General features: G+C 72.3%; 18 protein-coding genes. 5 read left to right on the top strand and 13 right to left on the bottom strand.

What is annotated here, in order from left to right; translation table 11 throughout:
* Nucleotides 1–3: 3 nt before the first annotated feature.
* On the top strand, nt 4–558 hold the full coding sequence (locus G6W55_RS00095; RefSeq protein WP_175518651.1) for a PadR family transcriptional regulator: 555 nt from the start codon (nt 4–6) through the stop codon (nt 556–558).
* 48 nt (nt 559–606) lie between these two features.
* A complete protein-coding gene (locus G6W55_RS00090; protein ID WP_175518650.1) occupies nt 607–2331 on the top strand; it encodes an acyl-CoA dehydrogenase family protein in 1725 nt (574 codons plus the stop codon).
* 60 nt (nt 2332–2391) lie between these two features.
* Here the strand turns inward: G6W55_RS00090 and katG are convergent, their stop codons facing one another.
* From katG to G6W55_RS00035, 10 genes are all read right to left on the bottom strand, one after another.
* Nucleotides 2392–4581, bottom strand: coding sequence for a catalase/peroxidase HPI (katG, locus tag G6W55_RS00085; RefSeq protein WP_175518649.1), 2190 nt, complete (start codon nt 4579–4581; stop codon nt 2392–2394).
* Nucleotides 4582–4857: 276 nt separating this feature from the next.
* Nucleotides 4858–7185 carry a GH92 family glycosyl hydrolase gene (locus tag G6W55_RS00080; RefSeq protein WP_175518648.1) on the bottom strand — a complete coding sequence of 776 codons (2328 nt, stop codon included), beginning with the start codon at nt 7183–7185 and terminating at the stop codon, nt 4858–4860.
* Nucleotides 7186–7294: 109 nt separating this feature from the next.
* Nucleotides 7295–7828, bottom strand: coding sequence for an NAD(P)H-dependent oxidoreductase (locus tag G6W55_RS00075; protein ID WP_175518647.1), 534 nt, complete (start codon nt 7826–7828; stop codon nt 7295–7297).
* 83 nt (nt 7829–7911) lie between these two features.
* Nucleotides 7912–8952, bottom strand: coding sequence for a methyltransferase (locus G6W55_RS00070; protein ID WP_175518646.1), 1041 nt, complete (start codon nt 8950–8952; stop codon nt 7912–7914).
* 32 nt (nt 8953–8984) lie between these two features.
* The gene (locus G6W55_RS39360; protein ID WP_175518645.1) at nt 8985–10169 is read right to left on the bottom strand and encodes an acyl-CoA dehydrogenase family protein; all 1185 of its coding nucleotides are present in this window, start codon (nt 10167–10169) and stop codon (nt 8985–8987) included.
* Nucleotides 10166–13111, bottom strand: a complete 2946-nt coding sequence (locus G6W55_RS38270) for an AMP-binding protein (protein ID WP_309243577.1) — start codon at nt 13109–13111, stop codon at nt 10166–10168. Before G6W55_RS38270 ends, G6W55_RS39360 begins: the two co-directional genes overlap by 4 nt.
* Nucleotides 13108–15009, bottom strand: coding sequence for a CoA transferase (locus tag G6W55_RS00050; protein ID WP_175518644.1), 1902 nt, complete (start codon nt 15007–15009; stop codon nt 13108–13110). The genes G6W55_RS38270 and G6W55_RS00050 overlap by 4 nt, the downstream gene beginning before the upstream one ends.
* Nucleotides 15010–15053: 44 nt before the next feature.
* The gene (locus G6W55_RS00045; RefSeq protein WP_175518643.1) at nt 15054–16145 is read right to left on the bottom strand and encodes a glucuronyl hydrolase; all 1092 of its coding nucleotides are present in this window, start codon (nt 16143–16145) and stop codon (nt 15054–15056) included.
* A gap of 52 nt (nt 16146–16197) precedes the next feature.
* Entirely contained in the window at nt 16198–16998 is an 801-nt protein-coding gene (locus tag G6W55_RS00040; protein ID WP_175518642.1) for an ABC transporter permease, read from the bottom strand.
* Between the two features lie 133 nt (nt 16999–17131).
* On the bottom strand, nt 17132–18103 hold the full coding sequence (locus G6W55_RS00035) for an ABC transporter substrate-binding protein (protein ID WP_175518641.1): 972 nt from the start codon (nt 18101–18103) through the stop codon (nt 17132–17134).
* A gap of 120 nt (nt 18104–18223) precedes the next feature.
* On the opposite strand from G6W55_RS00035, the gene G6W55_RS00030 reads away from it, so the two are divergent.
* Nucleotides 18224–18904 carry an ATP-binding cassette domain-containing protein gene (locus tag G6W55_RS00030; protein WP_175518640.1) on the top strand — a complete coding sequence of 227 codons (681 nt, stop codon included), beginning with the start codon at nt 18224–18226 and terminating at the stop codon, nt 18902–18904.
* 194 nt (nt 18905–19098) lie between these two features.
* Complete coding sequence (locus G6W55_RS00025; protein WP_175518639.1) at nt 19099–19950, top strand: GntR family transcriptional regulator; 852 nt, start codon at nt 19099–19101, stop codon at nt 19948–19950.
* 52 nt (nt 19951–20002) lie between these two features.
* Here G6W55_RS00025 and G6W55_RS00020 read toward each other — a convergent pair whose 3' ends face one another.
* Together G6W55_RS00020 and G6W55_RS00015 are read right to left on the bottom strand one after the other, a co-directional pair.
* The gene (locus tag G6W55_RS00020) at nt 20003–20854 is read right to left on the bottom strand and encodes an SDR family NAD(P)-dependent oxidoreductase (protein WP_254876036.1); all 852 of its coding nucleotides are present in this window, start codon (nt 20852–20854) and stop codon (nt 20003–20005) included.
* A 77-nt stretch (nt 20855–20931) separates the two neighbouring features.
* On the bottom strand, nt 20932–21837 hold the full coding sequence (locus G6W55_RS00015; RefSeq protein WP_175518638.1) for an alpha/beta hydrolase: 906 nt from the start codon (nt 21835–21837) through the stop codon (nt 20932–20934).
* Nucleotides 21838–21951: 114 nt separating this feature from the next.
* On the opposite strand from G6W55_RS00015, the gene G6W55_RS00010 reads away from it, so the two are divergent.
* Complete coding sequence (locus G6W55_RS00010) at nt 21952–23211, top strand: helix-turn-helix domain-containing protein (RefSeq protein ID WP_175518637.1); 1260 nt, start codon at nt 21952–21954, stop codon at nt 23209–23211.
* Here the strand turns inward: G6W55_RS00010 and G6W55_RS00005 are convergent.
* Nucleotides 23202–23732: a hypothetical protein gene (locus G6W55_RS00005; protein ID WP_309243576.1), complete on the bottom strand. Its 531-nt coding sequence runs from the start codon at nt 23730–23732 to the stop codon at nt 23202–23204. The two genes, G6W55_RS00010 and G6W55_RS00005, sit on opposite strands and share 10 nt — an antisense overlap.
* Between the last annotated feature and the right edge of the window lie 142 nt (nt 23733–23874).

Raw genomic sequence — 23874 nt, 5'->3', positions numbered from 1 at the left:
GGCATGGCGCTCGAACACGCGATCCTGGTGTCGCTCCTGGAGAAGCCGGGCTCCGGCTATGAGCTGGCCCGGCGTTTCGACCGGTCGATCGGCTACTTCTGGACCGCCACGCACCAGCAGATCTACCGCGTGCTCAAGCGCATGGAGGTCGACGGCTGGGTCGACGCCCAGGACGTCCCGCAGCAGGGACGGCCGGACAAACGGGAGTACCGCGTCGCCGACCTGGGCCGGGCCGCGCTGTCCTCCTGGCTGGGCGATCCGATCGAACCGGAGAGCGTCCGCCACGATCTCGCCGTGAAGATCAGGGGCGCCGCCTTCGACGACCCCGCCGCCCTGATCAGCGAGGTGGAGCGGCACCGCCAGGTGCACCGGGACCGCCTGGCGCACTACCTGGCGGGGGAGACCCGCGACTTCCCGGGACCGAAGGCGGCACCCCTCGACCCGGAACGAGAACTCCAGCACGTCGTCCTGCGCGGCGGCATCGCCTACGAGCGCATGATGATCGGCTGGCTGGACGACGTCCTCGCCACGCTGGCCGGATTCGCGCCGGACCGCTGACCGTCGCCACCTCGCACCCGAATCCCCCTGCCGAAAGGTGTCCCTGACATGGCCGACCGCCTGCTGTTCAACCCGCGTACGTACGACCCCGCGCACTTCGACCCCGAGACGCGCCGTCTGCTGCGCGCCACCGTCGACTGGTTCGAGGCGCGCGGGAAGCGGCAGCTCATGGAGGACTACCGCACCCGCGCCTGGCTCGGTGACTTCCTCGCCTTCGCCGCGAAGGAGAACCTCTTCGCCACCTTCCTGACACCGGCGTCCGAGGCGGGCGAGTCGGAGGCGGACAAGCGGTGGGACACCGCCCGCATCGCCGCGCTCAACGAGATCCTGGGCTTCTATGGCCTCGACTACTGGTACGCCTGGCAGGTCACCATCCTCGGCCTGGGCCCGGTGTGGCAGAGCGACAACGCCGCCGCCCGCGCCCGCGCCGCACAACTCCTCGCGCAGGGCGAGGTGTTCGCGTTCGGACTGTCGGAGAAGACCCACGGCGCCGACATCTACTCCACCGACATGCTGCTGGAGCCCGACGGCGACGGCGGCTTCCGCGCCACCGGCTCCAAGTACTACATCGGCAACGGCAACGCCGCGGGGCTCGTCTCCGTCTTCGGCCGCCGCACCGACGTCGAGGGCCCCGACGGCTATGTGTTCTTCGCCGCGGACAGCAGGCACCCGGACTACCACCTGGTCAAGAACGTCGTCGACTCCTCGAAGTTCGTCAGCGAGTTCCGCCTCGAGAACTACCCCGTGGCCGCCGAGGACGTCCTGCACACCGGCCGTGCCGCCTTCGACGCCGCCCTCAACACCGTCAACGTCGGCAAGTTCAACCTGTGCACCGCCTCCATCGGCATCTGCGAGCACGCGATGTACGAGGCCGTCACCCACGCTCACAACCGCGTCCTCTACGGCCGTCCCGTCACCGCCTTCCCGCATGTGCGGCGGGAGTTGACCGACGCGTACGTGCGGCTCGTCGGCATGAAGCACTTCAGCGACCGCGCCGTCGACTACTTCCGCACCGCCGGTCCCGAGGACCGCCGCTATCTGCTGTTCAACCCGATGACGAAGATGAAGGTGACCACGGAGGGCGAGAAGGTCATCGACCTGCTGTGGGACGTCATCGCGGCCAAGGGCTTCGAGAAGGACACCTACTTCGGCCAGGCGGCCGTGGAGATCCGCGGTCTGCCCAAGCTCGAAGGCACGGTCCACGTCAACCTGGCGCTGATCCTCAAGTTCATGCGCAGCCACCTCCTCGACCCGGCGGACTACCCCGCCGTAGCCACGCGACTCGACGCGGCCGACGACGACTTCCTGTTCCGGCAGGGTCCGGCCCGCGGTCTGGGCTCGGTGCGCTTCCACGACTGGCGGCCCGCCTTCGACGCCTACGCCCACCTGCCCAACGTGGCCCGCTTCCGCGAACAGGCCGACGCGCTCTGCGAGTTCGTCACCACGGCCGCCCCCGACGCCGAGCAGAGCCGCGACCTCGACCTCCTCCTCGCGGTCGGCCAGCTCTTCGCCCTCGTCGTGCACGGCCAGTTGGTCCTGGAGCAGGCCGCGCTCAGCGGACTCGACGAGGACGTCCTCGACGAACTCTTCGCCGTCCTGGTCCGGGACTTCTCCACGCACGCCGTCGAACTCCACGGCAAGGACTCCGCGACCGAACGCCAGCAGGAGTGGGCGCTCGGCGCGATACGGCGTCCGGCGATCGACGCGTCCCGCACCGAGCGGGTGTGGCAGCGCGTCGAGGCCCTGTCCGGTGCCTACGAGATGCCGCAGTAGCCATACCGCCCGCACCGCGGGTGGCCGGACCGCACGGTCCGGCCACCCGCGGCCGTGGACTCAGCGCAGGTCGAACCGGTCCAGGTTCATCACCTTGTCCCAGGCCGCCACGAAGTCCCGTACGAACTTCCCGCCCGCGTCCTGGGAGGCGTAGACCTCGGAGAGGGCGCGGAGCTGGGAGTGGGCGCCGAAGACGATGTCCGCGGCGGTGGCGGTCCACCGGAGTTCGCCGGTGACGCGGTCGCGGCCCTCGAAGACGTTCTCGTCCGTGGCCGACGGCTTCCACTCGGTGCCCATGTCGAGGAGATGGACGAAGAAGTCGGTGGTCAGCGACTCCGGCCGGTGGGTGAGCACGCCGTGCGAGGATCCCGCGAAGCCGGTGTTCAGGACCCGCATGCCGCCGACCAGGACCGTCATCTCCGGGGCGGTCAGCGTCAGCAGGCTGGCGCGGTCCAGCAGGAGGGTCTCCGGGGACAGCTTCTCGCCTGCCCGGACGTAGTTGCGGAAGCCGTCCGCCCGGGGTTCGAGCACGGCGAACGACTCCGCGTCGGTCTGCTCCTGCGAGGCGTCCGTACGGCCCGGCGCGAAGGGGACGGTGATGTCGAACCCGGCGTTCTTCGCGGCCCGTTCGACGGCCGCGCAGCCGCCCAGCACGATCAGGTCGGCCAGCGAGACCTTCGTGCCGCCGGTCTGTGAACCGTTGAAGTCCCGCTGGATCCGCTCCAGGGTCTCCAGGACCTCGGTCACCTCGGGCAGGTCGTTGACCTCCCAGTCCCTCTGCGGCGCGAGCCGGATCCGGGCGCCGTTGGCGCCGCCCCGCTTGTCGGTGCCGCGGAAGCTCGCCGCCGCGGCCCAGGCCGTGGTCACCAACTGGGGGAGCGAAAGACCCGACGCGAGGATCACGCCCTTCAGCGCGGCCACGTCCGCGTCCGTGAGCAGGTCGTGGTCGACGGCCGGCACCGGGTCCTGCCACACCTGCGGCTCGGGGACCCACGGGCCGAGATAGCGCGACAGCGGACCCATGTCACGGTGCAGCAGCTTGTACCAGGCTTTCGCGAACGCGAGGGCCATGGCGTCCGGGTTCTCGTGGAAGCGCTTGGCGATCGGCCCGTAGACCGGGTCCACCTTCAGCGCCAGGTCCGTCGTCAGCATCATCGGGGCGTGCCGCTTCGACGGATCGTGCGCGTCCGGCACGGTGCCCTGCGCCGAGGCGTCCGTCGGAGTCCACTGCTTCGCCCCCGCCGGACTGGTCGTCAACTCCCAGTCGTAGCGGAACAGATTGTCCAGATAGCCGTTGTCCCACCGCGTCGGCTCGTTCGTCCAGGCACCCTCGAGACCGCTGGTCAGCGTGTCCGAACCCGCCCCGCTGCCATGGGTGTTGCGCCAGCCGAGACCCTGCTGCTCCAGGGGCGCGGCCTCGGGCTCCGGGCCCAGGTACGAGGGATCGACCGCGCCGTGGCACTTGCCGAACGTGTGACCGCCGACGATGAGCGCGACCGTCTCCTCGTCGTTCATCGCCATCCGCCCGAACGTCTCGCGGATGTCCCGCGCGGCCGCCAGCGGATCCGGATTGCCGTTCGGCCCCTCCGGGTTGACGTAGATCAGACCCATCTGTACGGCGCCCAGCGCGCCGGAGAGTTCCCGGTCACCGCTGTAGCGCTCGTCCCCGAGCCAGGTGTCCTCGGGCCCCCAGAAGATCTCCTCGGGCTCCCAGATGTCCTGCCGTCCGAAGCCGAACCCGAACGTCTCGAAGCCCATCGACTCCATGGCGCAGTTCCCGGCGAACACCAGCAGGTCGGCCCAGGAGATCTTCCGGCCGTACTTCTGTTTGACCGGCCAGAGCAGCCGGCGGGCCTTGTCGAGGCTCGCGTTGTCCGGCCAACTGTTGAGGGGCGCGAAGCGCTGCGCGCCGGAACCGCCGCCGCCCCGCCCGTCGGCGATGCGGTACGTCCCGGCGGCGTGCCAGCTCATCCGGATGAACAGCGGCCCGTAGTGGCCGTAGTCGGCGGGCCACCAGTCCTGGGACGCCGTCATCACCTCGAACACGTCCCGCTTCAGGGCGTCGAGATCGAGGGTCGCGAACTCCTTCGCGTAGTCGAAGTCCGCGTCCATCGGATCGGCCTGGGGCGCGTGCTGATGGAGGACCTGGAGGTCCAGTTGCTGCGGCCACCAGTCCTGGTTCGACCAGGGCCGGGTCGCCCTGGGCGTCGGGGAGGGGATTGCTGGGTTCTCGCTCTCGCTGCCGGACACGTCCGCCTCGTCTCCCTGCCTCTGTGCTGCTTTTGTCTGGTTTTCCCTTCGGTGTCCGTATCGTCGCGCACCGGCGAGCGCCCGGCGGAGAGAACACGCAGGGCACCCGCAGGACTCAGCCGGACGCGACTCGGCCGGGCCCACGCACCGGCCCCGGACGGCCCCGCGTCGCGGTCCGGTCGGTCGGAATCCATCGACCGGACCGCGACGCGGAGCGCCTCCGGGCCCGACGCGGCCCGTCCGTTCACCATGACGGCCGACAGACGGCGTCCCGGGTCAGTTCAGCGGCGGCGGCGCGTCCTCGGGAGAGGTCCCCCACGCGGACGGCGCGGTGCCGACCGTGAAATCGAGGGACCGCAGGTGGCGCAGCGTGTCGGTCGTCAGATACGTCCGCCCGTACGGCGCGCCGTCGACCCGCGCCGAACCGATGTAGCGGCGGTCGTCCGAGGTGCCGGGCGCCGTCACGGTGAGCTTCCCGCGCGGGTAGTAGCGGCGGTCGAGGCGCAGGTCGACCCGTTCGAAGACGGGCGTGGACAGGCCCCAGGTGTCGTAGCCGGGCTGCACCGGGAAGATGCCGATCGACGACAGCACGTTCCACGCGGACATCGTGCCCAGGTCGTCGTTGCCGGTCATACCGGTCGGGGCGTCCGTGAACAGGGTCAGCGCGGCGTGCACGACATCGGTGGTCTTCCACGGCTGGCCGGTCGAGAGATAGGTGTACGGGGCGATCAGGTCGGGCTCGTTCTGCGGGTTGTACTTGTCCGCGTTGTAGTAGTCGTACGGCCCGTTCACCCACACCTCGCGCGCCGTTCGCGCCGGGTCGCGCACCAACTCGTCGTAGGCGAAGAAGGAGTCCAGCCGCTCGTTGGCCGCCTGCCGGCCACCGATCAGGTCGACCATCCCGGGCAGGTCCTGCGGGACGAGCCACTGGTACTGCCACGACGTGCCCTCGTGGAAGCCCTCGCCGCGCGCCGGGTCCGCGGGCCCGGTGAACGCACCGGAGGCGTCACGCGCCCGGAAGAAGCCGGTCGAAGGGTCGTGGATCCTACGGTAGTTCTGGGCCCGCGCGGCGTAGCGGGCCGCGTCGGCGGTGTGTCCGAGGTCCCGGGCCATCGCGGCGAGCATCGCGTCCGACAGCGCGTACTCCAGTGTCGCGGACGCCCCGTGGTCGTAGTCGGAGTCACCGGGCTTCGCATGCGGCCGGCCCTTCACGTACGGCGCGAAACCTCCCGCCAGATACTCCGCGTTGGCCTCGCGGCCCACGGCCGGCGAGTCCGCGGGCGGCACGCCGTCGGCGTTCTTCCTCAGCGCGCGGTACGCCCGTTCCTCGTACCCCTTGAGCAGGCCCTGCTGGTAGGCGTTGGTGAGGTACGGGGTGACCGGGTCACCCGTCATGATGTTCGTCTCGACCGTGCCGTAGCCCCACTTCGGCAGCCAGCCGCTCTCCTCGTCGATCCTGATGACGGAGATCGCCATGTCCCGGGCCTCGCGCGGCGCGAGCAGCGACAGGAGCTGGGACTGGGTGCGGTAGGTGTCCCACAGGGACCAGTTCTGGTAGTACGTGAAGCCCCGGGCGCGGTGGATGCGCTGGTCCCAGCCGGTGTACCGGCCGTCGGCGTCACTGCCGATGTTCGGCGCCAGGAACGACCGGTACAGCGACGAGTAGAAGGTACGGCGCAGCGTGTCACCGCCCCCTCGCACCCGCACGTCGTCGAGCCGGTCCTCCCAGACACGCCGCGCCGCGTCGCGGACCCGGTCGAAGGAACGGCCGCCCTCCGCACGGAGGTTGACGGCCGCGCCGCGCGCGTCGACGTACGACAGTGCCGTCGTCGCCTCGACGGTACGGTCCTTGCTCGTGTCGAAGCGGACATAGGCGCCGTCCCGGCCGCTGCGCGAGCCGTCGGTGACCGTGGAGCCGTCCCAGGTGCCGTACGCGGTGAACGGGCGGTCGAACCGGGTGATCGTGTAGACCGTGTACGGCTTGGTGTCCTGGCAGAAGCCGCTGCCGGTGATCGCGGTGCGCACGGTGCGGTTGTCCAGCACCTCGACCTTCGTGGACACGGTGCGATGCAGCGACTGGCCCGCGTTCAGCAGGACGTTGGCCTTGTCGGTGGCCGGGAAGGTGTACCGCTGCACGCCGGTGCGCTCGGTGGCGGTCAGTTCCGTGGTGATGCCGGTCTTCAGCGCGGCCTTGTAGTAGCCGGGGCTCGCCTTCTCGGTGTCATGGCCGAACTCGGCGGCGTAGCGGGCGTAGTCCGTCTCGGTGACGTCACCGGTGGTGGGCAGCACCGGCAGATCGCCGCCGAGCCCGCAGCCGACACCGGAGAGATGGACGAGGGAGAAGCCCCGGATACGGTTGTGGGAGTAGTCGTAGCCGGTGTTGTGCCCGGTGTCCGGCGAGAACTGCACCATCCCGAACGGCACCGCCGCGCCCGGATAGGTGTTGCCCTCGTTCTCGGTTCCGATGAACGGGTTGACCAGATCGGTGAGTTGACCGCCACCGTCCGCCGCAGCCGCCGCGGGGGATGGGGTGGGTGCGACGAACGCGGCTCCGAGGACCGCCAGCGCCACCACCGCCCCGCGCATGCGCCGAGTCCATCTCATGGGCGTCAGCCACCTCTCTTGGACAACGTTGTCATAGAAGCGCCGCCCATCCTTCATCTCCGGGCGACGGGCCGTCAAGGGCGCGTCGCCTCCCTCTCAACAGCCGCTCCTATGACGTTCGTTGTACGGCCCCGGCTGCGCACAGCAGCTCCTGATATCGCTCCGCCGTCCGCTTCAGTTCCTCGTCGGTGAGGTTACGGGCGCCGTGCACGAGGAGCGGTTCGGCCAGGTCCATGCCGGTCAGACGGGCCGTGGCCTCCAGCGGGCGCAGGAGTTCCGCCATCGTGTAACCGGTGCGGCCCTCGGGGGTGTAGGTGTGCGCCGCGCTGCCGGTGGAGACGGCCAGGCGCAGCGTCTTCCCGGTGAGGGCGGGACCGTACGGCATGACCTGGTCCAGCCACTGCTTGAGGAGCGGGGGCGTCGAGTACCAGTAGAAGGGGAACTGGAGGACGACCGTGCGGTGGGCGTGGAGCAGCGCCCGCTCGCGGGGCACGTCGACGCGGTGGTCCGGGTAACTGCCGTACAGATCGTGCACGGTGACGTGCCGCAGCCCGCGTACGGCGTCGGCGAGGGCCGCGTTGACGCGGGAGCGGCCGAGGTCGGGGTGGGCGACCAGGACCAGGACGTGCGGATCCGGGTGCATCGGAACGGCTGTCTCCTCACCTGCGGGACACGGCCGGACCCCGGGTCGGGGCCCGGCCGAAGGGAACGGGCCGGGCGCGCGGGTCACGCGCGTACCGAGCACTCCAGCAGCACCATGTCCCCGCCCAGCGCCCCCGCCGACACCACCTGGGTCAGATGCAGCGCCATACCGGCCTCGGTGATCAGCGCGCGGTACTGCTCCTCCGTACGTTCCCCGCCGCCGAACAGCATCAGCATCCGCAGGTCCATCCAACTGGCCTGGAGACGGCCGGCGTCGAGGTGGGGCAGGCGCTCGACGACGAGGACGCGGCCGTCGGGGCCCGCGGCCTCCGCGCAGCGGCGCAGGATGCGTACGGCGTCGGCGTCGTCCCAGTCGTGCAGGACCTGGGCGAGGAGGCAGACGTCGCCGTGGTCCGGTAGGGCGTCGAAGAAGCTCTGCTCGGCCACGTTCCCGCGCGCGTCGAGACCGTTCTCGCGCAGGGCGTCCCGGGCCGCCGTCGCCGCCGGGTCGATCTCCACGAGGGTGCCGGTCAGATGCGGGTGGGCGGTGAGGACGGCCCGCAGCAGGGTGCCGCTGCCGCCGCCCACGTCGAGCAGGTGCGCGCGGCGCGTCCAGTCGAAGCGGGTCACCACCTGGTCGGCGGCGATCCGGGTGACCCCGCTCATGAAGCGGTCCCAGGACGCGGCGAGGACGGGGTCGCCGGCGAGGGCGGTCCACAGGTCCGTGCCGTAGTGGGCCTCGTAGGCGGAGCCGGCCGTCGCGTCGCGGCGGGCGAAACCGACGTAGCCGAGGTGCGCGGTCTCGACATGGCTGCCGACCTCGGTGAGGTCGAGCCGGAACCTCAGCCCGCCGGGGTGGTCGTCGCGCAGCCGCTCCGCCTCGGCGTTCAGGCCGTACTGCTGGGCGGAGACACGGGTGAAGACACCCCGGCGGCTCAGATACTCCAGGATCGCCGCGAGCGGCCGCAGCCGGCAGCCGGACGCCTCGGCCAGGGCCTCGACCTTGGTGTGACCGGCCGCCATGTGGTCGGCGAGGCGCAGGGTGGCGGCGATCCGGACGGCGTACGGCGTGACGAGGTCGCTCAGTTCGTCCAGGGTGCGCGGGGCGACGGGGGTCGTGGTCATCGCTGCTGCTCCTCGGGAGGTGTCGGTGGTGGTCATGACGTCGGCTCCGCGGTGGGTGCTACGGGAGCTGCGGGCGCCGCGGTGACCGCCGCGTAGTGGCCGCCCCACCGCGTGAGGTCGAAGGTGGGGTGGAGGGCGGCGGTGTTGGCGTCCCGCCACAGGCGTTGCAGCGGGGAGCTGTCGTAGACGCCGCCCGAGCCGGCGTTCCGGAAGACGGTGTCGATGACGTCCCGGCAGCGCACGCCCGCGTAGGCGATGTCGCGCCGCATCCGGGCCTGTTCGGCGCGGCTGCCGCCGGGGACGGCCGAGTGGGTGAGGAGGGCTAGGTCGGTGCGCAGGAGCGCCTCGGCCGCGTCGACGGTGGCGGTGAGGGCGGGCAGGTCCACGGCGGGAACGTGGCGGCCGGTGCCGGCGTACAGGTCGAGGGCGGCGCGGGCCGTGCCGAGGAGGACGCCGGCCAGGGCGACCGTGCCGGTCGCGGTGAACGCCATCCGGAAGACCGGCCCGTCCGGGCGGGGCCGGGTCGCGGTCAGCGGGTCCAACTCGGCCTGTGGCAACGCCCGGTGCTCGGGGACGAACGCCCCTTCGATCACGAAGGAGCGGCTGCCGGTGCCGCGCAGTCCGAGGGTGTACCAGTCGTCGACGACGGTGACGTCCTCGACGGGGATCAGCAGCAGGTGCGGGATCGTCGCCCGGCCCTCCTCGGCGGGCTCGACGTCGAGGCCGGCCAGGATCCAGCGGGCGTGGTCGATGCCGCTACAGAACCGTCCGCGCACCCCGCGCAGCCGGTAGCCGCCGGGCACCCGCTCGGCCGCCGGGCCGCCCGCCCGGAGCTGGAGGGCGATCCGATGCCCGGGTTCACGCAGCACCTCTTTCTGCGCGGCCTCGTCCATCTGGGCCACGGCCCAGGTGTTGCCGCCCATGACGGCTCGCAGCCAGCCGGTGGAGGCGCAACCCCGGGAGAGTTCGGCGGTGGTGAGCAGCGCGGTCTCGAAGTCCATTCCCTGGCCGCCGAGTTCGACCGGGGTGAGGACGTGGAACAGGCCGGCCTCCTCGACCAGGGCGACGGTCTCGGCGGCGACGGTCCGCTCGGCGTCCGCGGCCGGGGCCCGCTCCAGCAGGGCGGGGACGAGGGCGCGGGCGGCGGCGATCGAGGCGGCCGGCGTGGTCGGGGCGACCGGGATGGGGGTGGTGGTCGGGACGGGCGTGGGGGTCACGGGGCGGTCGCCTCCAGTGCGTGGTCGCGGTCGGTGCCGGAGCGGGTGAAGTCGAAGGTGGTGGCGGTCGCGAAGGTCTGGAGCAACCGGCCGGCGGCGCTGGTGATGTGGACCTCGTCGGGCCCGTCGAGGATGCGGGTGGTGCGCAGACGGCGGGCCATCGCGGACAGCGGCTGGTCGTCGGAGAGCCCCTCGGCGCCGAACACCTGCACGGCCCGTTCGGCGACGTCGCTCGCGGTCCGGGAGGCGGCCACCTTGGCGGCGGCGACCTCCACGCGCCCGTCGAGCCCCCGGTCCAGGACGCCGGCCGCGCGCAAGGTCAGCTCGCGGGCCGCGCTGATCGCGCTGTAGGAGAGGAAGACATGCTCCCGCATGAGCTGACGCTCACTCAGCAGCCCGCCATGCACCTCACGTTCGCGCAGGCGCCGGCACATCAGGTCGAAGGCGCGCTGGGCCGCGCCCAGCCAGTGCATGGACCGCAGCGTACGGCCGAGTGTCATCCGCTCCCCGGCGACCGCGAGCCCGTCCCCTTCCCGGCCGAGCAACAGGTGGCCGGGTACGTGCACATGGTCCAGCTCGATCTCCCACTGGCCGGTGTCGCGGCCGTACACCTTCAGGGAACGCACCTTGCGGTAGCCGGGGGTGGAGGTGGGGATCAGCAGGGCGGACAGGCCGGACTCCGTCCGGGCCATGGTGACGGTGCAGTCGGCGAAACCGGCGTTGGAGATGAACCACTTGCGGCCGATGACGGACCAGCCGTCGCCCTCGCGGGCCGCGTGCGTGGACACGGCCTGGGGTTGCGATCCGGGGCGGCCGGGCTCGGTCATGCCGAAGCTGACCGACAACTCGCCGTCCACCAACGGCTGGAGGTAGGCGTCGAGCAGACGCGGGCCGCCGTGGGCGAGGAGCATCCGTACGTCGACGACGGTCTCGCCGCCCAGGACGGACGGGCCGAACTCCGAGCGGCCCTCCTGCTCGGCGATCAAGAGGTAGTCGGCGAGGGGCAGTCCGGGTCCGCCGACGGACTCGGGGAAGCCGAGCCCCCACAGCCCGGACTCCCGGGCGCGGGCGCGCAGTTCCAGCAGTCGCCGCCGGGCCTCTGGGCCGTCGCTCTGGAGGACGGGTTCGGCCGGGATGATCTCCTGCTCCACGAAGTCCCGTACCAGTGCGACGAGTTCGGCCACCGGACGGTGCCGGGGCGCGGCCTTCTCGCGCAGGTCCCGCTCACAGCCCGGCACGATGCCGTGCGGGCGTCCCGGTCCGCCGAGGTGGGCGTAGTGCCGTTCCGCCAGCGCGGCGAGCCGCCGCTTGTCGACCTTTCCCGCGGCGCCCAAGGGGAGTTCGTCCAGGATCAGCAGGTACTCGGGCAGCTTGTGCGGCTCCAGACCGCCCGCGCGCAGGAACCCGGTCACCTCACCCAGCGTCGGCGCCCGGCCCCCGGCCGGTACCAGACAGGCGCACACCCGCTGGCCCATGACCCGGTCGGCCACCGCCACACAGGCAACGCCGAGCACGTCCGGGTGGCCGGCGATCAGTCCTTCGAGCTGTGCGGGGCTGATGTTGCCACCGCCGCGGATGATCACGTCCTTCTTCCGGCCGGCCATCCGCAGCCGCCCGTCGGCGCCGATCCAGCCGCGGTCGCCGGTGCGCACCCATCCGCCGGGCATGCGGTACCGCTCGTTCAGCTCGGGCGCGTCGACATAGCAGAGCGGGGTCATCGGACCGAGCGCCACGATCTCCCCGGGCTCGCCCGGCGGCAGCTCGCGGTCCTTGTCGTCGAGGATGCGGATGGCGCACACGTCCGGGTCGGGCCGGCCCAGGGTCTCCCGCGACACTTCGAGTGAATCGTCCACTCCCGTATGGCAGTTCACGCCGTCGGCGGAGCCGTACAGGCTGATCAGCCGCCGTCCGAGATGCTCGGTGCAGCGCCGGGCGGTCGCCGCGTCGATCAACGCGCCACCGGTGACCACGCATTCGACGGACGAGGTGTCGGACGCGGCGAGAGCCGGATGGGCCACCATGTGCTGGAACATCGTCGGCACGCCCAGCAGATGAGTGGGACGACATCGGTGCAGCGCGGACAGCGCCTCTCCCGGATCGAAGCGGCGCCGCAGCACCAGGGATCCCCCGAGGTGGGCCAGCACGCAGAAGACGGCACCGGAGCCGAAGGACGAACCCAGCGGCATCAGATACATCGCGCGCATCGGCCGCCCGTCGACCTGGAGCCGGGCCAGGAAGCGCCCGCGGCCGCCGACCAGCGCGTTGTGCGAGTACGCCACCAGCTTCGGGTCCGACTCGGTGCCGGACGAGACCAGCAGCCGTACGACGGCGTCGGCCGAGACCTGCGGCAACTCGGCCACCGGCAGCGGCTCGTGGGCGAGGAGGGCCTCCAGACGGGCGGCGATCCGTCCGTCTCCCGCCTCCCCGCCGTGCGCGATCAGGTGGGTGAAGGCGGGCAGGCCGGGGGCGAGCGCGGCCGCCACGGACACCATGTCGACGTCCTGGTGCCGGGCCGGGACGATCAGCGCGACGGCCCGGGAACGGGTCAGCAGCGCCCGGATGTCCTGGTCGCCGCGCCCGGCCGGGAACGGCAGCACGATCGCGCCGAGCGCGGCCACGGCCAGGTCGACGGCCACCGCCTGCCAGGAGTTGGGGAGTTGGCAGGCGACGGTCTGCCCGGCGCGGATGCCGAGCCCGCGCAGTCCGGCGGCCAACCGCAGGCTCGCGTCCAGGAGTTCGGCGTACGTCGTCTCCCCGCTGTCGTCGAACACGGCGACCGTGTCGGGCTGCGCGGCGGCCTGCCCGCGGAACAGTTCGAAGACCGGCACGTCCGGGTACAGTCCCCGCGCACGCCACTCGGCGCGCAGGGCGGCCGGGACGAGGTCGGGGTACGTCGGCGGCTGGGCGGGCGCTTCTACGGCGGTGGGGGCGGGCCGGGTCACGAGAACCTCCAGGGCGGAGTCACCAGGGCACATCCCCGGTGCGTGAACACCTGGCCGAGCGTGGGATCGGCCGGGAGGGAACGCAGGTCGGTACGGACGGGGGCGGACGGGACGCCGGCGGCGGCGAGGCGGGCGTGGAGGTGGGCCGTGCTGTCCGCGTGCGTGTCCGTGTCGGTGTTGGTGTTTGTGCTCGTGTTCGTGTCGAGGGGGACGCCCGCCGCCTTGACGGTCGTATGGTCGGCGGCGACCGCGAGGAGTCCGTCGGCCGTGGCGGCCGTGAAGCCGGTGGGGTGCGCGGGGGCGGCGCAGCGCAGCCGGGGGCCGAGCAGGACGCGGGAGGCGCCGAGCAGGGAGCTGTCCACGCGGACTCCGGCGGCCCCGCGCTGCCGGGCCAGCAGACCGGCGACGACGGCCTCGGCCGCGACGTACCCGCCGAGGAGGTCGAGCAGGGTGACCAGGGACGGCGCGGGCGGCCGGCCGCTGGTGCGGACCGCGTCGGCCACGCCGGACCATGCCTGCACCATGAAGTCGGTGCCGAGCGGCAGCCGGGCGGCGGGCGCGTCACGGCCCCACGCGGAGGCCCAGGCGTAGACGATCCCGGGGCTCACGGCGGCCAGGTCGGGCCGTTCGAGGCCGAGTTGGGCGGCCTTGCCCGGCGCCCAGTTGTGCAGGAAGACGTCCGCGCCGCCGACGAGATCGAGCAAGTGGCGGCGCCCCTTCGAGGTGCGGAAGTCGATCTCGTGGATCTCCTTGCCCCGGTTGAGCATGACGAACCGGGCCGAGGCGTCGCCCGCCATCGGCGGCACCCCGCGCAGGGGATCGCCGCCCGGCGGCTCGATTCGTATCACCTCGGCGCCCAGCGCACCCAACAGCAGCCCGGCCAAGGGGCCTTGAATACGGCGGGTGGACTCCACGACCCGAAGTCCCGCCAGCGGGAGGCCGGTTCCGGACGGCGCGTCGGTGGCGGTCGGGCTGGTCGTGCCCTCGTGGGTCACGGTCCAGGGCGCGTGGTCGTGGACGACGTCCTCGTCGGCCGACCGGTGCCCCAGACCGCGGACCGGGCTGACACTCATGCCCGTGATCTCCGCGATCCGCAGCACCTCGCAGTAGGGGTGGAGGGCGGCGGCCTCGGCCAGGGCGGGGGAGACGGGACAGGTCGCTCGTGCGTACCGGCCCAGATAGGGACCCCAGCTCTCGGCGATCTGCCGTGCGGGGACACCGAGTTGGTGCCAGAACGCCTGCCAGGGACCGGCCTCCAGCGCCTCCACCTCGAAACGGATGCCGTCGGCCGAGACGAAGGGCGGCTGCTCGCCGGGGGTCCAGGGACGGGTGGGTTCGTCGTCGTCCTCCGGTTCCTCGTCGGCGGTGGCGGCGGCCAGATACTGCCCCAGGGTGAACAACGCGGTGTGCGCGAGCGCCAGTTCGGCCCGCCGGACATCGATGCCACGTGCCTGACCGAGCGCCGTGGCGAGCAGCGCGGTCGTGGCGGCCACCCCGCCCACCGTGCCCAGATAGTCGACGCCGAGCGGCCGCGGACCGCCGCACGCCCGGCCGTGCACGGCCATCAGCCCGGTCGCCGCCTGCCCGGTGGTCTCCTGGAACGACCCCCACGTCTCGTGCCCGGCCAGCAGCCCGCCCCAGCCGCTCAGCCGCAGGGAGAGCCCCTCACCCCGGCCGCCGAGCCGCAGCCGTACGGAGTCCTCGTCGCCGTCCGACCCGGCGGTCACCGTCCGCGCGCCGAGCCGCGCGACATGGTCGCGTACGACGGCGAGGGCGGGCGCCAGCCCGGGCGGCGGCCCGGCGGGAAGGCGCAGGACGTGTCCGCGTAAGGGCAGGGACGCCGGTGGGGGAGCGGGGCGGCGCGGGGGTGCGGTGCTGTGCTGGAGGGTCTCGCTCATGGAAGTGCCTCCGAAGCTGGACTGGACTCTGTGGGGGGGATGGGTCAGAACTCGTCGGGAGTGATCAGCTCGACGTCGATGGCGAGCGCGAGGAGAAGGAAGAACAGGGCCCACACGGATTCGACGCGTGCGGGCTCCGGTGCGGGACCGCCGGTCGGGCCGGACACGCGGTAGTGCGTGCCGGGGAACGCCCCGTCGGGGCACAGTCGTTCACGCACCAGCCGGGCGGTGACGGCGCGGGCGGTGGCGGTGTGCGCGGGAAGTCGGGGGACTCGGGGGAGTTTGTGAAGGGCCACGGCGGTGATGGCGTCGGCGGAGGTGTCCTCGGCGGAGGAGCCGTCGTGCAGGGGCGGACGACTCAGCCGTACGGCGGCCCGGACGCAGTCCGCGGCGAGGCCGGGGGCGCTGCCGGCGAGCGCGTCGGCCGACTCGGCGAGGCCCAGGAGCGCCCAGGCGGCGGGGCGGGCCTCGGAGGTGGGCGGGGACGCGGGCGCCGGTGTCCCGTCGATGACGATGAGGCGTTCCACGATCCTTGGACCGGTCGCGGTGAGGCATTCGTCGAGACAGGACCGCGTCTGCGCGACGACCGCCTGCTGCGCCACCGATCCCAACTCCGGTGCCGACCACGCCAGTAGGCGGACCAGCGGCCCCCAGCAGTCGACCTCGACCTCCCGTCGTCCGGACGCGGCCCGGCCCCAGGCGGTGCCCACCGGGATCGGGCCCCCGTTCGGCAGAGCGGTGGCGAGCAGCCGTCGGGCGGCTTCCCGGGCCAGGTCGGGACGGTCCGCGCCGGCGCCGTACCAGAAGGTCATGGACCGGGTCACGGTGTCGTCGTCGAGCCGTTCGGCCAGCCGCGCGCCGACCTCGGCGGCGTGCCGCCGGTCCGTGCGGTCACCGGTGATCCGCGCGGTCAGCCGCAGCAGCCCGGCCCAGAAGCCGGGCGTCCAGGAACCGCGCCGGGAGAAGGTCCAGTTGCCGTCGACGGCGTACAAGGGGTAGCGGTCGGCGGCGAGGCGGCGTAATCGTGCCGTGGCGCGCAGGAGCCGTTCGACGGCCTCGGTGGCTTCCGTCCGCGACAGGGCGTCGTGGGGACGGTCGGGGGCCGGATCGGTGGGCGGAGGGGCGTCGGTGCGCATGGCTGGCGTGGCCCGGGGTGGGATGAGGAGGAGCGGTGGGAGATGCGCGAGGTCAGGCCGACTCCAGCCACGCGGAGGTGCGGCGGCGCACCGGGCGCAGCACGAGGGCGTCCACGACGACGGCGAACAGCACGGCGACCCCGGCCCAGGCGAAGACACGGGCGGTCTCCAGGTAGCCGCGCGCGGTGGACACCGCGGCGCCGACCCCGTCGGGCGCGGCCAGCACCTCGGCCATCAGGCCGAGCCGCAGCCCTCCCGAGAGCGACACCGCCACCGCGGCGATCACCGGAGGCGCCACGGACGGCAGCCCGACGTGCCGTACCAGCCAGTGCCAGGGCACCCGGAAGGCGCGGCTCATCTCGGTCAGTTCCGGATCGACCCGGCGTACGGCGTCCTCGGTCGCGACGAGGGCCTGTGGAAGCAGGACAGCGACCACGGCGAGGACGACCACCGTGCCTCCGGGGCCGAGCCAGATCATCGCCATCATCACGACAACGACGGGCGGTACGCCGGTCAGTAGCACCCGTATCGGATCGAGTGCACCGGCCGCGACCGGGGACAGGGCCGAGAGCGTTCCGGCGGTCACGCCGGCCAGGACGCCGAGGGCCGCCCCGGTCAGCACGCGCAGCAGGGTGGTGCCGAGTTCGGTGAACAGCGTTCCGTCGGCGGCGAGTTGGCCCATGACCCGGAGGGTGTCCCACGGGGACGGCAGCACGACCTCGGGCAGCCCTCGCGCGGCCCAGGCCCATGTGCCGGCCAGGGCGAGGGTGCTGGCCGCAGCGGCGGCGGTGCGACGGCGGCGGGTCGGATCGCCGCGCTGCTCGCGTGGCGTGGAGCGAGTGCGTGCGAGCACGGGCGTGGGCATGGGTTCGGGCTTGGGCATGGGTTCGGGCTTGGGCGTGGACTCGGGCATGGGCGTGGGCTTGGGTGCCGGTGCGTCCGGGGGCTCACCCGCCGGACAGTCCGCCTCTCCGTCAACCGCCGTCTCACTCACCGTAGAAGGCCCCGTCCGGCAGCTTGCCGCCCACGGATCGGGGCGAGAGGTCGGCGGCCTCGGTGAGGAGGGTGGTGATGTCGGAGCGGGCCGCGCGGGGCTCGGTGAAGCTCAGGTGCAGCGTCGGCAGGAGCGTGGAGACCAGGTCGGCGGTGATGCCGGTGGCCTTGGCCAGTTCCGTCGCCCTGGTCCGGTCGAGGTCTCCGGCGGCCATGTCCTCGGTGTTGGAGGTGAAGTAGGAGCGCAGTTTGGCGACCAACTCGGGGTGGTCCTCGGCGAATTCGGAGCGCACCACGATCGCCGACTGCGGCAGCGACCCGGCCCCGGTCGCCTTCCGCCACTCCCGCTGTAGGTCGAGCAGTACGGCGAGGCCGGCCTGCTCGGCCGGTGCCTGGCGCAGGGCCAGGGTGGCGAAGTGCTCGGGGAGCAGCGCGTACCGCGCCTTGCCGGTGGCCACGGCGCTCATCAGCTCGGGAATGCTGCGGGTGTAGGCGAGTTGGAAGTCCTCGCCCGGCGTGAGGCCGTTCTCCTCGGCCAGTTTCCGGAACGTCACGTCACCGGCGTCGCCCTGGAAGGGCACGTACACCGTCCGGCCGCGCAGCGCCTTCCAGCCCGAACTGCCCTTCGGTGCGAGCACCTTGAGCAGATCGGCGTCCACCACGCCGACCAGGGAGATGCCGACGCCCCGGTTGTGGAGGTTGGCCGCGGTGATCGTCGGCAGTGCGGCCAGATCGACCCGGGACGAGGTCAGCAGGGACTTGAACTCGTCGGGCGTGGCGACCGGGGTCGTGGTGACGCCGGAGATCTCGCCGGAGAGGGCGGGGGAGTCGTTCAGCCCGGACAGGGGTGCCGCCAGGGCGAGGCTGGCCGCCGCCGCGACCCGGAGGCGGGGAGCCGTCGAGCCGTCGTCGGCCTGGTCGGCGGCCGACGCGGAGCAGCCGGTCGCGGCGGCTGCGACGAGCACGGAGGACAGGGCGAGCCTCCGCAGCCCTAAGAAGGTTAGGCTTACCATAGTTGTATTGGATATGATTTCTCGACCCGGCGTCAAGGGCGGTCAAGGACGGACGGCAGGAAGGCGATCTCGATGAAGACGTGTGTCACGGATCCGCTGCTGGTGATGGAGGGGGTCGGGGTGCGCTTCGGGGCGGTGAGACCGTTCGGAAACGTCTCCCTGACCGTCCGTCAGGGCGAGATCGTCGCGCTCGACGGCCCGTCCGGCGCCGGCAAGACGACCGTGCTGCGGGCGGCCGCCGGACTGCTGGCCCCGGCTACGGGCAGCGTGCGCCGCGCCCCCGACGCCGTCTGTACGACCCTGTTCCAGGACCCGCGGCTGCTGCCCTGGCGGACCGTACGGCAGAACGTGCTCTACGGCCTCGGCCGCCGCCCCACCGACGCGGAGGTGGAGCGTGCCGACCGGCTGCTCGACCGCCTCGGCCTCACCGCCGCGGCCGCGCTCCGGCCCGGCGAGGTCTCCGGGGGGATGCGGCGACGGGCCGCGCTCGTCCGCGCCTTGGTTCCCGCGCCCGATCTCCTGCTGGCCGACGAGCCCTTCGCCCACCTCGACCCGGCGTGGAGCGACGAGGTGGAACGGCTCCTGACCGACACCGCGGAATCCGGCACCGGCGTCCTGCTGACGGCCCACCAGCCCGAGCGGATACGGCGGTTGGGGACGCGGGTGATCGCGGTGGGGCCGGGAGAGCGGTCGGCGGATGCCGGTGAACTCACTGCTGCGGGGCGGGATTCGGCGGCGGAAGACGGACCGTGAGCGCGCCGCCAGACACGAACGCCGGTCCGAACGCCGGTCCGAACGCCGGCACGAACGCCGGCACGAACGCCGGCACGAACGCCGGCACGAACGCCGGCTCGGGCACCGGCTCGTCCGAAGAAGGGCCGGTCGGCCCCGCCGTACCTGGGCCGTCCGGTCTCCCCATCCCCGAACCCGTCGGCGATACTGGCCGGATGCCCTCCCGAGCAGCCGCGGCGTCCGCTCCCTCCCCAGCAGCCACCCCGCCCCACTCCGTGCAGCCCACTCCGAAGGCGAGCACCCTCGACCGGCCCGCCCCGAAGGCCAGCACGCTCGAACAGCGCGTGACAGACCTGCTCACTTCGCAAGTGCTGGATCTGCGGCTGGCCCCCGGCGAGCACATCGTGGCCGACACCCTCGCCGCAGCTCTCGGGGTGTCACGGCTGCCGGTCCGGGAGGCGCTGCGCAATCTCGCGGGGCGGGGACTGGTCGAACTCCAGCCGCACCGGGGCGCGTTCATCCCCCGGCTCGGAGTGGAGCAACTGGACGAGATCGTCGAGGTGTTCGAGGCCCGTGCCCGGCTGGAGCCGTGGGCGGCGGAACGCGCGGCCCAGTGCCACGACGCCGAGCAGCTCGCCCGGCTGGACGCGTGTCTGCGGCAGGGCTTCGAAGCGCTCGACCAGCGGAACCGGGGCGCCGTCAACCGTGCCCACGGCCACTATCTGCGCACGCTGTTGGCGATGGCCGGGCACTCGGTCCTCACCGAACTCCTCGAGCCGCTCCAGTACCGCACCATGCTGGCGTTCGTGTCGATCGTGATCGTGGCGGAACCGGAGGGCTGGCGCTCGCACCAGATCATCCGGGACGCCATCGCACGCCGCGATGGCGAGGCCGCGGCGGCGGAGATGTACGACCATCTGACCCAGGTGATCAAGGCGCTGCGGACGCCCGACAACGTCGAACCGTCCGCGATCGACCGCCGCCGAAAACGCGCGGGCACCGGCCGCCGTCCCCCGAGCAGGGGCCTGGCGTCGATGCGCCTGGAGAACGAGGACGGGGGCCGGTAAGGACTGACGGCACCGCCCCGACGAATCCTCGAAGGGGCAGAGCCGCCGCGCCTCACCGAGCCCGGCTGATCCAACCGGCCGGGGTGGACCGGGCGATGGCATCCGGGATCGTGGTGCCGCGGAACCCGACCGGTCGACAAGCGGGCGCACGAGCCCCGGAGTTCGGGCGGCCAGGCCCAGGCGGCGCGGGGCGACGATCATGGGGGACCGGCGCTCGAATCCGGTCACGACGACGTCCACAACCTTGTCGAGGGGAACCGTCCTCCACAAACCGCTCTCGTTGCCGCCCCAGAGCGGCGCCGGCGGGGTCGGCGTGGACGTCGTCCAGCATCGGGGTCTTGAAGAACGTTGGATGCGCGCTGCCCACGCCCACGCCCTCGTGCCGCAGTTCGAGCCGGGTGGCGTCGCACAGCGCCCAGACCCCGGCCTTGCTCGCGACGTAGGGGCCGTTGAGCGGCGAATGCACGAAGGCGGCCATGGACGAGACGGCGAGCAGATAGCCCCGGTGCCGTTTGACGTGCGGGAGCGCGGCGCGGAACGTGCGCCAGACGCCGGAGAGGTTGATGTCGACGACCCGCTCCCATGCCTCGGGGTCGAGGGTTTCGAGGGGAGCCATGGATCCGACGCCGGCACCCGCGACGACGACGTCGAGGCGCCCGAAGTGAGCGGCGGCGGCATCGGTCGCCGACCGGAGGCCGGCCAGGTCACGCACGTCGGCGGCCCAGCCCCGAGCGGTCGTCTCCGGTCCGAGGTCGGTGGCCTGTCGCTGCGCGAGGTCGCCGTCGAGGTCGAGCAGGGCGAGACGGGCGCCGCGGTCGCGCAGGGCGCGTGCGAGGGCCGTGCCGAGGCCGCCGGTCGAGCCGGTGATCAGCACGGTGCGTCCGGCGAGGTCGTAGCGAGGCATGACCGGTCCGTTCGGCGTCGGTGTCGGCGTCGGTGTCTGTGTCGGTTTCGGTGGGGGCGGGGGCGTCGGTCGTGTGCTCAGGCGATGGGCACGTGCCGTGTGAGGAAGGCCAGTTGGTCGGCGACGTTGCGCTCGAAGTCCTCGCCCACGTAGATGTCGAAGTGGCCGGCGTCGTAAAGCCTGACCTCGCCCCGGGGAGCCTGGGCCGCCCACTTCTGTGTGGGCCCGGGTGGCGCCAGGGAGTCGCGTTCGCAGACGGCGAAGAAGATCGGGCAGGTGACGTTCCTGGCCTGACGGCCCGGGAAGTCGCGGACGATGTGGAGCGCGAAGCGGGCCGCGATGTCCTTCGGAATGTCCGCGCCGGGAGGCAGGAGTTTCCTGATGCCGGGGACGACGTCGGGAGCCGTCATGAACGCGGTCGAGCCGGGCTCGCCGTAGCTGGGGACCATGACCGGGGGCCGCCCCAGACGTGAGCCGACCAGGTCAGCGATCGCGCGGGCGGTGAGTCTGAGCGAAGTCAGCGGCGGGGCGGCCAGAGAGGACGCGAGGCCGTCGGTGAAGGGACACTGCGAGATCGCGGCCGCGATCCGGGGGTCCCCGGCGGCGGTCACGATCGCGTGCCCGCCGCCGAACGACGTCCCCCACACCACCACGCGTCCGGGGTCGGCCCCCTCGATCGTGCGGGCGTGGGCGACGGCCGCCCTCCAGTCCTCGCGCTGGCGCTCGATGTCGAGCAGCCGGCGCGGCTCGCCCCCGCTGGCGCCGAAGTGGCGGTAGTCGAAGACCAGGCAGAGATAGCCGGCGGCGGTGAACCGGTCGGCGAAGGCGTCGAGACGCTCCTCCTTGACGCCGCCCAGCCCGTGCGCCATCACCACGACCGGACGAGTCGCCGGTGCCGGGCCCTCCGGGGGGATCGTCGGCGTGTAGAGCCAGGCGGCGCAGGAGTCGCCGCCGGAGGGGAAGGACACGTCCGTACGGGGCATGGTGGTCCTGGTTCTGCTCGGGGCCGTTGTCGGCACCAGTGTCCGAGACGGACGCACGGCGATCGAGGTTCAAAATCAACCGTGATGCGGTCTCGGATGGTGTGAAATAGACCTGTGAGCGAAAACTCGGAGCACGACCGCGATGGCTGGCCGCTGCCGTCCGAGGCGGCACGGGAGGTGATCCGGCGCGGCGCCGAACAGGCCCTCAATCCGCGTCCGGAATGGCTCACCGAGTTGTTCGACGCGGTCGTGCACAGCGAGCGCACGGAGCCGGCGTACACCGACCCCGTCCTCCAGGAAGGCGCGCGCCGGGCCAATCTGTCCATCCTGCTCCACTGGGCTGCCGCCAATGTGCGCGACCCCGGCGCGCGGGTGAGCGCGAACCGCAGCCCCGACCTCCTCGAAGCCAAGCGCGACATGGTCCGCCGGGGCCTCGACGAGACCGCTCTGGAGACCTGGCGCCGCGGCCAGAACGTGGCGTGGCGCCGCTGGATGGAGATCTGCTTCGGCCTCACGGACGACCAGGCCGTCCTCCACGAGGTCCTGGCCGTGACGTCACGTTCGATCTCGGCCTTCATCGACGACACCGTCGCCGCCGTCGCCGACATCATCCGCGCCGAACGCCACGACCTCACCCGCGGCACCCACTCCGAACGCCTCGCGACGGTCTCCCTCCTCCTCGAAGGCGCGCCCGTCCCGCGCGAGACCGCGGAGACCCGGCTCGGCTACCGGCTGACCGGGCACCATCTCGGAGCGATCGTCTGGGGACACGACGTGCCGGGGGACCGGCTGGAGAACGCGGCCGAACTCCTCCTCACGGCGACCGGCGCGACGGGCCGTCTCACCGTCCTCGCCACCGGCTCCTCCCTCTGGCTGTGGCTCCCGGTTCCCACCGCGCCACGCTCGGACGAACTCAACGCCGCCTTCGCCTCCGTGCCCTCGGTCCATGTCGCCGTCGGACACCCCCGGCCCGGCCTCGACGGCTTCCGGCAGACACACCTCGAAGCCGCCACCGTCCAGCGCATGATGGCCCGGCTCGCCACCGCCCGCCGCGCGGGCACCTACGCCGACACCCAACTGGTCGCCCTGCTCAGCCACGACGTGGCCGAGGCCGACCGTTTCATCTACGACACTCTGGGCGACCTCGTCCACGCGGACCCCGACCTCGCCCTGACCCTGCGCACCTACCTCGACGAACAGTGCAACGCCGCCCGCGTAGCCGAACGCCTCCACACCCACCGCAACACCGTGGTACGCCGCCTCACCCGCTGCGACGAACTCCTCCCACGCCCCACGACCGACGACCCGGTAGGAATCGGCGCGGCCCTCCACCTACTCGCGTGGCGCGGCGCTCGGGGCACTGATCAACCCTGAGACTCAGGGCGAGCCCGGTGCCACGCGTCCTCGAAGTCGGTGGAATCGATCTCCAGGGACGCATACTGCGGGTCATACAGGTCGAAGGGCGGGTTGAACGGCCAGTCCTCCTCGGTCGTCTTCACGGCACCGCCGTCCGGACCGACTTCGACCTGCCGCAACCGCCGTCCGTCCGGACCGAACTCCATCAGATACACCGTTTCGTCGCCGTCCTCCTGGCAGCGCAAGTACACACGGTCCCGACCCGCCAGGACGCCGAACCCGGGCTGGCCGCGCTGCGCCTCGCGCTGGGCACGGAGACCGGACAGCGGGTTGGGGTCCGGTGCGTCGAGATGGACCTCTTCCAAGGCCCAGGTCTCGGCGCGTTCGACGGTCTCCGGGGTCGTGACCACCTCGACCTCGGCGCAGGCAAGGACGATCTCTTCCGCGGACTCGGCCCACACCCACCACCACAGGCCCCCCATCCCGTAGTCGTGCAGGACCAGATGGCGCGTCTTGCCAACCTCACCCAGATGATTCACAAGGCGCGAGCCTACGTGCGGAAACGCCGAAACGGCGGCCCCGGGGGTTGGGGTCGCCGTGGTCAGCGTGTGTGGCTGGGTTGGTTTAGTACCAGCCGTGGGTCTGCCAGAAGTTCCAGGCGGCGACGGGGCTGCCGTAGCG

It is taken from the genome of Streptomyces sp. CAI-85, from assembly GCF_013363615.1.
Classification (GTDB): Bacteria; Actinomycetota; Actinomycetes; order Streptomycetales; family Streptomycetaceae; genus Streptomyces; species Streptomyces antibioticus_B.
Note: the sequence above shows the minus strand (reverse complement) of the source record. Positions and strands in the feature narration are given on the sequence as shown.

Excerpts from the sequence above, each read along its gene's own strand:
- G6W55_RS00045 (WP_175518643.1), bottom strand. The coding sequence starts at position 16,145 with ATGCGCACCGACGCCCCTCCGCCCACCGATCCGGCCCCCGACCGTCCC.
- G6W55_RS00090 (WP_175518650.1), top strand. The coding sequence starts at position 607 with ATGGCCGACCGCCTGCTGTTCAACCCGCGTACGTACGACCCCGCGCAC.
- G6W55_RS00080 (WP_175518648.1), bottom strand. The coding sequence starts at position 7,185 with ATGAGATGGACTCGGCGCATGCGCGGGGCGGTGGTGGCGCTGGCGGTC.
- G6W55_RS00075 (WP_175518647.1), bottom strand. The coding sequence starts at position 7,828 with ATGCACCCGGATCCGCACGTCCTGGTCCTGGTCGCCCACCCCGACCTC.
- G6W55_RS00015 (WP_175518638.1), bottom strand. The coding sequence starts at position 21,837 with ATGCCCCGTACGGACGTGTCCTTCCCCTCCGGCGGCGACTCCTGCGCC.
- G6W55_RS00025 (WP_175518639.1), top strand. The coding sequence starts at position 19,099 with ATGCCCTCCCGAGCAGCCGCGGCGTCCGCTCCCTCCCCAGCAGCCACC.
- G6W55_RS00095 (WP_175518651.1), top strand. The coding sequence starts at position 4 with ATGGCGCTCGAACACGCGATCCTGGTGTCGCTCCTGGAGAAGCCGGGC.
- G6W55_RS00030 (WP_175518640.1), top strand. The coding sequence starts at position 18,224 with ATGAAGACGTGTGTCACGGATCCGCTGCTGGTGATGGAGGGGGTCGGG.
- G6W55_RS00070 (WP_175518646.1), bottom strand. The coding sequence starts at position 8,952 with ATGACCACGACCCCCGTCGCCCCGCGCACCCTGGACGAACTGAGCGAC.
- G6W55_RS00020 (WP_254876036.1), bottom strand. The coding sequence starts at position 20,854 with ATGCCTCGCTACGACCTCGCCGGACGCACCGTGCTGATCACCGGCTCG.
- G6W55_RS00050 (WP_175518644.1), bottom strand. The coding sequence starts at position 15,009 with ATGAGCGAGACCCTCCAGCACAGCACCGCACCCCCGCGCCGCCCCGCT.